This is a genomic window from Herbaspirillum sp. SJZ107, from assembly GCF_006715485.1.
In the GTDB taxonomy this organism is placed as follows: domain Bacteria; phylum Pseudomonadota; class Gammaproteobacteria; order Burkholderiales; family Burkholderiaceae_D; genus Telluria.
In genome coordinates, this window is record NZ_VFNH01000001.1 from 645,773 (window position 1) to 659,344 (window position 13,572).

At 65.3% G+C, this 13,572-nt stretch carries 9 protein-coding genes; 4 read left to right on the forward strand and 5 right to left on the reverse strand.

Annotated features, from left to right (window positions below; translation table 11 throughout):
* Positions 1 to 8: 8 nt before the first annotated feature.
* Complete coding sequence (locus FBX97_RS02875; RefSeq protein ID WP_141828734.1) at positions 9 to 3,338, forward strand: efflux RND transporter permease subunit; 3,330 nt, start codon at positions 9 to 11, stop codon at positions 3,336 to 3,338.
* Positions 3,339 to 3,618: 280 nt separating this feature from the next.
* Here the strand turns inward: FBX97_RS02875 and FBX97_RS02880 are convergent, their stop codons facing one another.
* The 5 genes from FBX97_RS02880 to FBX97_RS02900 form a co-directional block, all read right to left on the reverse strand.
* Positions 3,619 to 4,077 carry a hypothetical protein gene (locus FBX97_RS02880; RefSeq protein WP_185748448.1) on the reverse strand — a complete coding sequence of 153 codons (459 nt, stop codon included), beginning with the start codon at positions 4,075 to 4,077 and terminating at the stop codon, positions 3,619 to 3,621.
* Between the two features lie 267 nt (positions 4,078 to 4,344).
* Positions 4,345 to 5,349 carry an NAD(P)H-hydrate dehydratase gene (locus tag FBX97_RS02885; protein ID WP_141828735.1) on the reverse strand — a complete coding sequence of 335 codons (1,005 nt, stop codon included), beginning with the start codon at positions 5,347 to 5,349 and terminating at the stop codon, positions 4,345 to 4,347.
* Positions 5,350 to 5,374: 25 nt separating this feature from the next.
* Positions 5,375 to 6,109 carry a histidine phosphatase family protein gene (locus tag FBX97_RS02890; protein WP_370457125.1) on the reverse strand — a complete coding sequence of 245 codons (735 nt, stop codon included), beginning with the start codon at positions 6,107 to 6,109 and terminating at the stop codon, positions 5,375 to 5,377.
* A 222-nt stretch (positions 6,110 to 6,331) separates the two neighbouring features.
* Positions 6,332 to 7,732 (reverse strand): L-cystine transporter, encoded by a 1,401-nt coding sequence (locus FBX97_RS02895; RefSeq protein ID WP_141828737.1) that lies wholly within the window; start codon positions 7,730 to 7,732, stop codon positions 6,332 to 6,334.
* 253 nt (positions 7,733 to 7,985) lie between these two features.
* A complete protein-coding gene (locus FBX97_RS02900) occupies positions 7,986 to 9,020 on the reverse strand; it encodes a 5'-nucleotidase (RefSeq protein ID WP_141828738.1) in 1,035 nt (344 codons plus the stop codon).
* Positions 9,021 to 9,254: 234 nt separating this feature from the next.
* On the opposite strand from FBX97_RS02900, the gene FBX97_RS02905 reads away from it, so the two are divergent.
* The 3 genes from FBX97_RS02905 (at position 9,255) to FBX97_RS02915 (ending at position 13,472) form a co-directional block, all read left to right on the forward strand.
* Positions 9,255 to 9,488 carry a hypothetical protein gene (locus FBX97_RS02905; protein ID WP_141828739.1) on the forward strand — a complete coding sequence of 78 codons (234 nt, stop codon included), beginning with the start codon at positions 9,255 to 9,257 and terminating at the stop codon, positions 9,486 to 9,488.
* 9 nt (positions 9,489 to 9,497) lie between these two features.
* Entirely contained in the window at positions 9,498 to 10,697 is a 1,200-nt protein-coding gene (locus FBX97_RS02910; RefSeq protein WP_141828740.1) for a DUF2325 domain-containing protein, read from the forward strand.
* A 192-nt stretch (positions 10,698 to 10,889) separates the two neighbouring features.
* Positions 10,890 to 13,472, forward strand: a complete 2,583-nt coding sequence (locus FBX97_RS02915) for a type VI secretion system Vgr family protein (protein ID WP_370457126.1) — start codon at positions 10,890 to 10,892, stop codon at positions 13,470 to 13,472.
* Positions 13,473 to 13,572 lie beyond the last annotated feature (100 nt).

Sequence of the window (13,572 nt, forward strand, 5' to 3'; positions counted from 1 at the left end):
GCGCCGCCATGTTCCTGTCCAATTTCAGTGTCAAGAAGCCGATCGCCACGCTCGTGCTGATCATCGGCATGATGTGCATGGGCCTGATCGCGCTCAGCCACCTGCGCGTGAACCAAAACCCGGACGTCGAGATCCCGATCATCGTGGTCAACGTGCCGTATCCGGGGGCGTCGCCGGAAACCAACGAACGCGAGATCATCGAGCGTCTCGAAAAGCAGATGCAGGCGATCACCGGCGTTACCGAGGTCAATTCCTACGGTAACGAAGGCAGCACGACCATCGTCCTGCAGTTCGACTTCAAGCGCAACCTGATCGAAGCCTCGGACGACGTGCGCAACGCCATCGCCTCGGTGCGCTACAAGCTGCCGATCGAGATGCGCGAACCGATCCTGCAGCGGGTCGACCCGTCCTCGCAGCCGATCATGAACCTGTCGCTGTCGTCGAGCGGCCAGAGCCTGGCCGAGATTTCGCGCCTGGCCGAGGACCAGCTGGCCGATCGCTTCCGCGCCATCGACGGCGTCGCCAACGTGCAGGTCAACGGTTCGCTGCGGCGCGAGCTGTCGGTGCTGCTGCACGCGGCAAAATTGCGTGAGTACAATGTGTCGGTCAGCGAGGTCACCAATGCCCTGAGCCGCCAGAATACCAATGCGCCGGTGGGCAAGGTACGCAGCGAGCTGGACGAGAAGGGCATCCGCCTGGTCGGCCGCATCGAACATCCGCAGGACTTTTCCCAGATCGTGGTCAAGCGCAACGGCGACACCATCGTGCGCCTGAACCAGGTGGCCGACGTCAAGGATGGCTTCGGCGACATCAACAGCGTGTCCATGCGCAGCGGCAAGCCGAACGTCGGTATCCAGATCATCCGCTCGCGCGAAGCGTCCACGGTTTCGATCGCCAAGAAGACCCGCGAGATGGTCGCTGAGATCCAGAAGGAACTGCCTGCAGGCACCAAGCTGGAAATCACCCGCGACGGCGGCGACGAAGCCCAGCGCAGCCTGAACAACGTGATCGAATCGCTGGTGCTGGGCGCCGGCCTGACCATTTTCGTGGTCTATGCCTTCCTGAATTCCTGGCGCTCGACCCTGATCACGGCGCTGTCGCTGCCGACCTCGGTGATGGCCGCCTTCATCGCGGTCTGGCTGTGCGGCTTCACGCTCAACTTCATGACCCTGCTCGGGCTGTCGCTGGCGATCGGCGTGCTGATCGACGACGCCATCGTGGTGCGCGAAAACATCGTGCGCCACATGGAAAACGGCGCGGACCGCCGCACCGCCGCCCTCGAGGGTACCGCCGAGATCGGCATGGCGGTGGCCTCGACCACCTTCTCGATCATGGCCGTGTTCATTCCGGTGGCCTTCATGCCCGGCATTTCGGGCGAATGGTTCCGTCCGTTCGCGCTGACCGTGGCCTGCTCGGTGATCGTGTCGCTGTTCATCTCGTTCACGCTCGACCCGATGCTGTCGGCCTACTGGGGCGACCCGCCAGGCCACCACAATGCGCCGAAGAAGGGCATCGAGAAAGTGCTGGCGCGCTTCAACACCTGGTTCGACCACCAGGCCGACCGCTACGGCCGCGTGATCGCCTGGGCGCTGCACCACCGCCGCTGGATGGCCGTGATCGCCCTCGGCAGCCTGGTCGCGGCGCTGGCCCTGCACGTGAACTTCGGCGGCTCGGCCTTCCTGCCGAAGATGGACGCCGGCCAGCTGGCGATCGAGGTGCGCACCCCGGCTTCGTCCTCGGTCGGCTATGCCAAGCTGAAGATGGAAGAGGCGGCCGCGCTGGCCCGCACCCTGCCGGAAGCCAAGGAAACCAACAGCAGCATCCAGTCGAGCGGCGGCCGCATCTACGTCGACATCGGCAAGCGCGCCGAACGCAAGCGCAGCGCCGCCGAGATCGCGGTCGAGCTGCGCCAGAAGATTGCGCGCCTGGTGGGTGCCGAGTACGTGGTCATGGATGAACTCAACGGCAACGGCAAGCCGGTGCAGATCGAGTTCACGGGGCCCGACACGCGCAAGCTGATGGAACTCACCAGCGCCTACATGGACAAGCTGCGCCAGGTACCGGGCGCGGTCGACGTCACCCTGTCCCAGCAGGATCCGAAGGACGAGCTGCAGATCGAACTCGACCGCGGCCTGTCGAACATGATGGGCATTTCGGTTGGCGACGCCGCCACCGCGCTGCGCGTGGCCTTTGCCGGCATCGAGGTCGGCGACTGGGTCGACCCGACCGGCGAGACCCGCGACGTGGCGGTGCGCCTGGCGCCGGAAGACCGCGTCGGCACCGAGAACATCGAACGCCTGCCGATCGCCGTCACCGGCACCAACGCCATGGTCCCGCTCGACCAGATCGCGAAGATCACGATGGGCAAGGGGCCGTCGGCGATCGAGCACAAGGACGGCAAGCGCGTGATCACGGTCTCGGCCAACGTGCAGGGCCGCTCGAACGGCGAAGTGACGAAAGACGCCATGGAGCTGGCCAAGTCGATGGACTTCCCGCCGGGCTACGGCCTGTCGCTGGGCGGCGCCGGCAAGGACCAGGCCGAGCTGTTCCAGCAGATGACGATCGCGCTGGTATCGGGCATCGGCCTGATGTACCTGATCCTGGTGATGCAGTTCGGTTCCTTCACCGCGCCGCTGGGCGTGATGATGTCGCTGCCGCTGTCGCTGATCGGCGTGGTGGTGGCCCTGCTGCTGACCCACGGCACCCTCAACCTGATGAGCTTCATCGGCATCATCATGCTGATGGGCCTGGTGGCCAAGAACGCGATCCTGCTGCTGGATGCGGCGCGTTCGCGCGAGGCCGTGACCAAGGCGGAGCTGCTGGCGGACGAAGCCGCGCGCGAGCTCGAGAAGGCCATGGCCGTCACGCCATCGCTGGATCCGGCCGAGTTCATGAAGGAATGGGGCACGCGTGCGTTGACGCTCGAGGAGCGTAACCGGCTGCGCGAGGAAGCGCTGATGGAAGCCGGACGTGCGCGACTGCGCCCGATCCTGATGACCACGTTTGCGCTGATTGCAGGCATGTTCCCGGTGGCGCTGGCGATGGGCGATTCCGGTCAGTTCTACCAGCCGCTGGCGATCGCCATCATCGGCGGGACCATCACCTCGACCCTGCTGACCCTGCTCGTCGTGCCGACCTTCTATGACAGCATCGAGGTTGCGCGCGACCGCATGGGGGCGAAGTTCCAGCGCCGCGCGGCGCGTCTCACGCCCGCGCCGGCCTTCGTGTTGACCTTCGTCGAAGCGATCCTGACCTTGACCTTCGGGCGCCTGTTGTTCCGCCTGGTCATGCGGGCGGGCCGCTTCATTTTCCGCCGTGAGCGTCCGGCGGCCGCATGATGGAAGAGGGCAGGAAGGCGGAGCGCCGGCGCGGCGCATAGCCGGGCACATATAAAAAGGGCCTGCGTGTTGAACGCAGGCCCTTTTCTTTATGAAGCGCCGCCGAGGCGGCATGCACTAGGGCCGCATCTGCCGCGCCCAGTGCATGCAGTAAGGGCGAGGACGCAATCTGTCATGGCGCAGCACGACCGTTGCCAGCTAAACGGCTGGCAAAGCCGCTGCGGCTGGCAAAGCCGCTGCAAAGGGTCGCGATGGACCCTTTGCCGATGCGCCATGGCGATCAGCGACCGGTGCCCGAACCGCTGGTGCTGGTACCGCTGGTGCCGCCGGTCGAACCCGAGTTGGTGGTGTCGGCGCCGGTGCCGCTGCCAGCCGTGCCCGAGGTACCCGAGGTGCCCGAGCTGCCGCCGGTGGTGCCGGTGCCGGTGGTGCCGCCCGTGGTGCCGGTTGCGCCGGTGCCCGTGGTGCCGGTGCCGGTTGCGCCGGTGCCGGTATCGCCGGTGGTGCCGGTCGCGCCGGTGGTGCCGCCGGTGGTGCCGGCTGCGCCGGCGCCGGTGCTGGTGTCACCCGTGGTGCCGGTGCCGCCGGTGCCGCTGGTGCCCGACGTGGTCGACGGTGCGGTTGCCGACGTGTCGCCAGTGCCGGTGGTGCTGGTCGTGTCGTTTTTCTTGCAAGCGGCGAGGCTTGCCATCAGGGCGGCTGCGAACAGAATTTTCGATGCGTTGTTAAGCGTTTTCATTTGTTTTACTCCTCGTTCACGTCTATCTTGTGCCGCCGTCTCCAGGTGAGGCGCTGGAGGGTCGGTGGCGCCAGTTGGGTTCGCTTCCAGGCCAGACGGCATGGCTGCAGAACCTTAGGGAACCGACGCAATACGCGGCCCCGTTCGGTGCACGAATTCGACGGTGTCAATTAGACCAGCACGCTGGTTGCCGGTTCGCCGAACTGCCCACCTCTTGCTTTATCCGCGATACGACATGCGGATTAGATAAGAGCGAACTTTTAATGTTCAACCCTTAACTCCCACCGGCGTGCTGCCGGATAGTCTGTCTGCCGGGGCGGCCTTGCCGCCGGCGGCTTGTTCGAGCAGGGCAGGAATTTCTTCAGGCAATTCCCGCGCCAGATAACCCAATGTTCCCAAACGTTCGGCCAGGCGCACGCCGGCACGGGCATGCAGTGCAACGCCCCAGCTGACCGCCTGCGCCAGGTCGGCGCCGCGTGCCGCCAGACCGGCGATGATCCCGGCCAGCACGTCGCCCGACCCCGAGGTGGCCAGCCCGACGTTGCCGCCTTCGTGCTGCCAGCAGTCGCCGTTTGGCGCCGCGATCACGGTGCGCGCTCCCTTGAGCGCCACCACCGCGTTCCAGCGCTGCGCGGCTTCCAGCGCATGGCGGTCGGGATCGTCCTGGATGGCATCCTTGTCGATGCCGGTCAGGTGCGCCATCTCGCCCGCATGCGGGGTTAGCAACACTGGAACGTTGAAGCGGAAAGGTGCGTTGACAGCGGCGCCGGCTTCCTTGCCGGCAGCGGCCGCCGCGTCCGGCGGCTGCAGGATCGCGCCCATGGCTTCGGCGTCGAGCAGCACGCTGGTATTGCTGCCTTCCAGGCGCGGCAGCAGCGCATGCACCAGGCGCGCGGTGGCTGCCTCGTCCTGCATGCCCGGCCCGACCAGGATGGCGTTGATCTTGTCGGCCAGCGGATCCAGCGCAGCAACGGCCTCGACCGTAAAACCGCCGGCGTCGTTCTCGGCCAGCCCCAGCACGCGCGACTCGGGAATGGCGAGCGCGACCAGCTGGGCCACGCTGCGTCCGGTGGCGATGGTCAGCTTGCCGGCGCCGGCGCGCATGGCGGCGGTGGCGGCCAGGATCACGGCGCCCGGCATTTCGCGCGAGCCGCCGAGGATCAGCACGTGGCCGCGTACTTCCTTGTCGCCTTCCTCGGAAGGCACCGGCAGCGGCCAGCTGCGCAGCAGGTTGTCGTCGATATCGCGCGCTTTGGCGTGGGTGTGCGTCATGGTCGGTTGGCAGTAGATGGGCGGCTCAGGCCTTGGGTGCGGCAGGCATGTCCTTGCTGGCCGTGACCGGGGTGCCGGACGCTTCCAGGGGAGCGACGAAATTGATCAGCCTGACGGCCAGCTTGCCGCGCTTGCCGAGTGAGCGGTCGAATTCGTAGGAGGTGACCGAGCAGTTGGGCACGTCGCCGGCGCGGTCTTCGGCCAGGATGCGGGCCTCGTCCATGCGCTCGAGCAGGTAGCGGAAGCAGTTGACGATGACCTGGTGCGCCACGATCAGCACGCGTTCGCCGGCATACTCGCGGGTGATGGTGTCGAGCACGCTGCGCAGGCGCAGGATGACGTCGCACCAGCTTTCGCCGCCAGGCGGCCGGAAATAGAACTTGCCGACATGGTGGCGCTGTTCGTGCAGGTCGGGAAACTGTTCGGCGATGCCGCGCACGGTCAGGCGGTCGAGGATGCCGAATTCCTTTTCGCGCAGGCGTTCGTCGGCGTGGATGGCGATCATCTCTTCGCGGTCCATGCCGGCCATGACCAGGTCGGCCGTCTGGGCCGCGCGCACGTAGGGCGAATGCAGCACGACGGTCGGCTGGCGCCCGGGACCGAGGGCCGCGAACCAGCCGGACAGCGCCTGCGACTGGCGCACACCGAGCTCGGACAGGGGCACGTCGACGTCGCGCTCGGCGATATCGATGCGCAATCCGGCGGCAGCCTCGGCGGCATCGCGCGCGACGTTACCCGCACTCTGTCCGTGTCGTACCAACCAGATTTCCTGAGGCCACTTCTGTTCCATCACCCGCCCGTTTGTTTTTTTGACATGTGGGCATCATAGACGGATTCTGCGGGAGTTCAGCGCACGATTCCGGCTGAAAACGTGTAACGGATTGTCGTGTAGGAGAGGGCTAATTGTTGTGTAGGAGGGAACTTACGGCGGGCATTCAGGCCATCAAGAATGCTTTCCTGATGGCCATTATAAGAGTGGAATTCAGGCGACCAGCTGGTCGCCGTCGAGGTTGACCTCGGCGTCGCTGTTGAAGACCTGCACGTCGGTCTGGCCGAGCAGGCGGCTGGCGACGGTGCCGGCGGTGATCGAGCCGCTGACGTTGAGCGCGGTGCGGCCCATGTCGATCAGTGGTTCGATCGAGATCAGGAGCCCGGCCAGCGCCACCGGCAGGTTCAGCGCCGACAGCACGATCAGCGCGGCGAAGGTGGCGCCGCCGCCGACGCCGGCCACGCCGACCGAGCCGATGGTGACGATGCCGATCAGCGGCAGCAGGAAGTCGACGGTGAACGGGTCGATGCCGACGGTCGGGGCGATCATCACCGCCAGCATGGCCGGGTAGATGCCGGCGCAGCCGTTCTGGCCCATCATCGAGCCGAACGAGGCGGCGAAGTTGGCGATGCCTTCCGGCGTGCCGAGGCGCCCGGTCTGGGTCTGCACGCTCATCGGGATCGAGCCGGCCGAGGTGCGCGAGGTGAAGGCGAAGGCCAGCACCGGGAAGATCTTCTTCACATAGCGCACCGGATTCAGGCCGATGCCGCTGACGATCAGGAGGTGGACGCCGAACATCAGCAGCAGGGCGCTGTACGAAGCCATCACGAAGCCGATCAGGTGCAGGATGTCCTGCAGGCTGGAGCTGGCCAGCACCTTGGTGATCAGCGCGAACACGCCGAACGGGGTCAGGCGCAGCACCAGGGTCACCATGCGCATCACGATCACGTGGGCAACGTGGACGAAGTGGCTGAAGGATTCGAATACTTCCGGCTTCTTGCCGGCGATGCCGGTGGCGGAGACGCCGATGAAGATCGAGAACACGACGACGGCGATGGTCGAGGTGTTGCGGGTGCCAGTCATGTCGAGGAAGGGGTTCTCCGGAATGAAGGAGAGGATCATGTTCGGGATCGACAGCTGCTGCGCGGTCGACAGCTTGCCTTCGAGGTAGTGGCCGCGCGCGATTTCGGCGGCGCTCGAGGTCAGGCCGACCGCGCTCAGGCCGTACAGCTTGGCCATCAGGATGCCGATCGAGGCGGCGATCGCGGTCGTGACCATCAGCGTGCCGATGGTCAGCGCGCTGATCTTGCCGAGCGAAGAGGCGTCGCGCAGCTTGAGGATGGCCTGGATGATCGAGACCATGATCAGCGGCATGATCACCATTTGCAGCAGCTTCACGTAACCCTCGCCGATCACCTTCAGGTACTCATTGGTGGCGGCGATCACGGGCGCGCCGTTGCCGTAGACCGCCTGGAAGGCGGCGCCCAGCACGATACCCAGGCCGAGGCCGGTGAACACCCGCTTGGTGAAGGAAACGTGGCGCTGCTGCATGACATACAGAAGCACGCACACGGCAAGGGCAAGCGCCAGGTTCAGGATCAGTTGAATGCTCATGGAAGCCTCAAAATTCGTTCCGGACGTCGTATATGCGTCTGAGAAATATAAGAAACGCATTTTATAACCAAACCCGGGTGTTTGCATGGGTTGAGCTTTTATAGCAATAAACGTGAGCAGGACCTTGCCTGGGCGGCGGCCATCGGGGGAACACGAATTGATGGTAGAGGCAGCGGACGCGGCATGGGCACGGTCCGTTTGGAGATGCGCGGCGCCGCCGGCACGGTGCCGGCGGCGCAGCAGGGGGAGGGGATCAGCCGGCGTCGACCTTGTCGAGCAGCAGCGGCGGTTCGCTGCCCATGTCGACCAGCGGCGCCGTTGCCGTGGGCGCATGCAGGTGCGAATACAGCGGCGAGTCGGAGCGGTAGGGCACGCGGCCGGACGGCACGTGCTTGGCGGCCGGGTCGAGGTGCAGGTCCTGGTCGTCGAAGAAGATGTGGGCGCGGAAGGCTTTGACCACCTTGGTCTTCTGCACGCCGCCGAGGAAGAAGATCTCGTTGACGTACACGCCCCAGTGGCGCAGCGTATTGATCACGCGCATCTCGGCCGGGGCGCTGCGTGCGGTGACGATCGCGATGCGCACCGGCGACACGTCGGCCCCGAACGGCAGGCGCTTCTGCAGGCTGGCCAGCTTGCGCAGCAGGATGGCGTAAGGGCCATCGGCCATCGGCTCTTTCTGCTTTTCGTTCTCGGTGGTGTGGAAGCGCTCCAGGCCCTCGGTCTTGTAGACCAGTTCGCTGGCATCGTCGAACAGCACGGCGTCGCCGTCGAAGGCGATGCGCACCTGGTCGTCGGGCGGCGCGTCCCCACCCTGCGGCGGCGCCTTCAGCACTGCCGCGGCCGCCGCCTTGGCGTCGATCACGCGCTGGGCATCTTCGACGTTGGTGGTCAGGAACAGGTCCACCGCGAAGGCGTCCAGATAATCGACCACCGAATGCCCGCCGGTAAAGGCATGGCGCGAGATGGAGAGGCCGCGCGAGCGGATATTGTTGAAGACGCGCACCCCGGTCTCGGGACTGTTGCGCGACATGACGACCACCTCGACCAGCGGCTTCGATTCCGACGGCGCGTAGCGGTTCAGGCCGAGCAGGGCGCGCACCAGCGCCATGCCTGTGCCGTCGCGCAGCGGTTCGTTTTCGCGTTCCAGCATGTAGGCGCGGTATTCGTCGAGCGCATTGTTCGGGTTTTTCGCGTACTTGGCTTTATAGACGGCGTCGGCTTCGGCCAGGTCGAACAGGGCCGTGGCGGAGATGCCGACAACGAGGGTCTCTGATAGGTCGAGGGGCATGGCAGCGATGGGGTCAGGAAATCGGTCGGTGTCGGATGGTAACCGACGAGCGGGTCGGATGAATGCATGACCTCGTAAGAATATTCCTTTAGGAAAGAGACGGGGCAGGAGTTTCTTGAATTATTGAGTTGCGGCAACTATACATAGTCGACTTCACATTTAATGATAATGATTCTCATTTACATAAGAGCGGAACTGGGTTAGAGTAAAACCGTCTCCTTACCGAGGGCTGCCATGACCGCCTCCCATTCTTCCTGCAACTGCATCGTCCTGTCTGCCGGCCCGGCCGGCCAGGTGCTGGCCTGCCCCGAGTGCGGCACCATCCACCTGCACCTGTCCCAGCTCACGCTGCGCCTCGACCCCGACGGCTTCAGCGAGCTGAGCGTCATCGTCGCCAAGGCCCAGCACCTGCTGGACGAAGCCCGTACCCGGCTTGCGGCCAAGGCCGAGCGGCCGGCCCTGCATTGAGGGGCGGCCATGTGCGAACACGCCATCAAGGACAGTTGCACGGGTGAGGTCGAGCCCGTCGGATCGCGCCGCCGGCGCCTGTGGGAGCTGCCGACCAATTGCCATTGCCCGCTGATTGGGGTCTGCCTGCCGCTGGCAATGCTGCGCAGGCTCGTCAACAAGCTGCTGGTGCGGCCGCTGGAGGGAGACGACTACGACGTCCACGTCTGGGCCGTGCACGAATGCGCGAGCCGCAACCGCATGGCCGAGCTGCTGCAGCGCACCCTCGACGAACGCTTCGCCACCGTGCTGCGCCAGTTCCGCGGCCTGCGCGATGCCGCCGCCCTGCACGCGGCCTGGCGCCAGGCGGTCGAACGCGGCGACGTCGCCGGCCCGTTCTGGGCCACGCTGACCCATCCGCGCTGCGACCTGGCCATGATCGAAAACGTGGTGCGCGACATGCACATGATCCAGCACCAGGCCGGCGCCAGCACGCGGGTCGACCTGGGCCGCTTCGCCGAGCTGCAGAAGCAGAACGCGGGCATCTCCCGCGAGCTGGAGCAGACCCGGGACAAGGCTGCACGCACTGCCGACGCCAGGACGCGCGAGCTGGCCCGGCTGACCGCGGAGGGCTGTCAACTGCGCGCCGAACTGGCCCAGCGCGACAGCACGATCGAATCCTTGCGACGCGAGCTGGACACGCTGCAGGCCGCGCTGCCGGACCTGCGCGACCGCGAGCGCCTGGCGCGCCGGGTCGAGGAACTGGAAGCGCGCGAACAGGCGCTGTCGGACAAGATGGCGCAGCTGCGCCAGCGCTTTGCACGCGAACGCCAGGAGGCGGCTACGCCGCCGCCGTTGCCGCCGGTGCAGCCTGCGCCTGCTGCTGTTTCCGCGCCGGCGCTGGACCTGGCCGACAAGACCGTGCTGTGCGTCGGCGGGCGCAGCGGCAACGTGCCGAACTACCGCGACCTGCTCGAAAAGGAAGGCGCGCGCTTCATGCACCACGACGGCGGCCTCGAGCAGGCCAGCGAACTGCTCGACACCAGCCTGGCCGCAGCCGACCTGGTGATCTGCCAGACCGGCTGCATCAGCCACCAGGCTTACTGGCGCGTCAAGGATTTCTGCAAGCGCAACGGCAAGCGCTGCGTATTCGTGGATAACCCGAGCACCTCGAGTTTTTCCGTGTGCCTGCGCAAGGTGGCCATGCCGGTAGCGGACGGCGTGACCTGAGCCCTTGTCCGGTGCGGCGATCCGTGCTGCATCGGACAGATTCTTTCTTCATTTGGAGGTGTCTGCTGGATGCCACGGATTCGCCGGCTTTTTCGTTGCACGGCACGGGAAATGACGTTGCGCAATTGTTCTGCAGAACCATAAGGTAGCTTGGCAAGGTTGTCGACGACTTGCCAGGGAGCTTGCCGGGTCATGAGCACTGCGCTGAGGGATCAGATCGTGACTGCGCTGGGGGCATTTGCCAGTAGCAGCCGCTTGTATGCGCTGACGCTGGGCGATGGCGATGACGATGGCATGCTGCTGGTCGAGGCGTTCTCCTCCGACGACGCGATCGACGCCATCGGCACCCGCGACGTGATTGTGCTGTCGACCAGCGCCCACCTCGACGCCGGCACCTGGCTCGGCCAGCCGGCCGCACTCGACATCAGTCAGGCCGACGGCACCCGCACCCGCTTCGCCGGCGACATCAGCGAGGTCGAGATGCTGGGCAGCGACGGCGGCCTGGCGCGCTACCGCATCCGTATCGCCTCCTGGCTGTGGCGCCTGGCGCACGTGCGCAACAGCCGCGTGTGGCAAGAGCGCAGCGTGGTCGAGATTGTCGACAGCGTGTTCGAAGCCTATCAACCGCTGGCACGCTGGCGCTGGAGCGACGATGTCGGGTCGCGCATGGAGGGCGTCCCGCCACGCAGCTACTGCTGCCAGTACCGAGAGTCCGACCTCGGCTTCGTGCGCCGCCTGCTGGCCGAGGAGGGCCTGTGCTGGCGCATCGAACAGGACCAAGACGGGCCCGGTATCGTACTGTTCGCCGACAGCACCCGGCAAGCCGCGGTACCCGCGGACGCGACGTGCGCGGCCGAAGACGGCATCCGCTATCACGGCGCACGTTCGGTCGAGCGCCAGGACACAATACAGGCGCTGGCTGCCCGGCGCAGCCTGCACGTTTCCCTCACCACTTTACTCAGCAGCGACTACAAGGCCAAGCAGATCGTGGCCGCCAGCTCGCCGTCGCTGGTCCGTCCCGGGCGCAATCTGCCCGTGCTGGAATCCTTCGATATGCCGCGCCCGTATGCGTTCGCGACGCGCGAGCAGGCCCAGCGCCATGCCGACATGCGCATGGAAGCACAGGAAGCGCGCGGCCAGCTGTGGCATGGGCGTTCGACCGTGCGTACGCTGCGTGCCGGTACGCGGATGACGGTCACCGGTACGCCCTTGCGGTCGCTTGGCGAGGCGTCGTCGTTTACGGTAGTGCGCGTCACCAGCTTCGGCGTGAACAACCTGCCGACGGTTGCCCAGCAGGCACTGGCGCAGCTGTTCGGACCGCTCGAGGACGTGCTGCAATCGCTTGTGTCTGTGGAGCGGCCCGACGACCTCGCGCAGGCACTGGCGCAGGCACGCGAGACCGGTTACGCCAACTGCTTCGATGCGCTGCCCGCCGACATCGTCTGGCGTCCCATCGCCGACGACCAGCCGACCGCCCTCGGCAGCCAGAGCGCGATCGTGATCGGCGCCGACGGCAATGACCAGCCCAACGGCGCCGACGAACTGTATTGCGACCGCCTTGGCCGGGTGCGCATTCGTTTCCACTGGCAGGACGACGACTGCAGCTGCTGGGTCCGTGTCGCACAACGTGTGGCCGGCGCCGGCATGGGCAGCCAGTTTTTGCCGCGCATCGGCCAGGAAGTGCTGGTGCAATTTCTCGAGAACGATGTCGACCGGCCGATCATCGTCGGCGCGCTCTACAACGGCCGCGGTGAAGGCGGCATCGCGCCCACGCCCGGCGGGAGATTCGATGCTGACAGCAATCCGGCGGTCTTCGCGCCAGCCCACGATCAGGCGCGCTCGGGGCAGGGCAATCTGACTGGGGGCAATAGCCCGGTATGGCATGGCGCTTCGGCCGACAGCGACGGCCATCGCAATCCGGCAGCGCAGTGGGGTGTGCGCAGCAAGGAATTTGGTGGGGCGGGCTACAACCAGTTGCTGTTCGACGATACCGATGGGCAGGGGCGGGTGCAGCTCAGGTCTACGCATGGGGCGGCGTCGCTCGACCTGGGGCACTTGGTTCATGCGGCTGACAATTATCGCGGCAGCTTTCGCGGGCTGGGCGCTGAACTGCGGACAGATACCTATGGTGCGGCGAGGGCAGGGAAGGGCTTGCTCGTGTCGAGTTATTCGATCAATCACAGTGCCTCAATGCGTGATTCGGCTGGTGAAAATGCCGCAGGGGTTGGGCTGCTGACGCAAATGAGAAAGCTGGTAGACGTTTTTCATTCGACTTCCGTAATGCATCAAACGGGTGGACTGGCTTTCCATTCAGAAGGGGGCAAGGTGGCGGACTCGCGTGATCCGATGATCACACTGGCTTGCAAAGAAGGTCTTGGTGCGAGTGCTGGGCAAAGTTTACAGTTGGCGAACGGCGAAACCGTTGTGTTGGTGAGTGGAGAAAATGTCCAGTTCAATACGGGGAGCCAGATGCGTTTACAGGCGGGTCAAGTCATTGGCGTACTTGGCGGGGCTACCAGTGTCACCGAGGGAAAGGAAGGGTTGCAGCTGATCACTGCGAAGGATATGGTTGATATACAGGCACAGACGGGGGAACTGAAAGTGAAAGCCCGCGATGAGATCAACGTATTAAGTGCAAATGGTCATATTGACTGGGCGGCGGCGACGCGTATCTCATTGTCTACAACCGGCGGCGCAAATATCGTAATCGAAAGCGGAAATATTGAAGTACGGTGTCCAGGAAAGATCACAGTGCATGCGGGGAGGAAGAGCTGAGTGCAGCGGAACAAATCAGCTATAAATTTCCAGTTTTGCCCTTATCGGTTTGCGTCGAGTGCCTCCGAAAACGCGCGGCTCAGCGGTCCGCGTTTGTTAA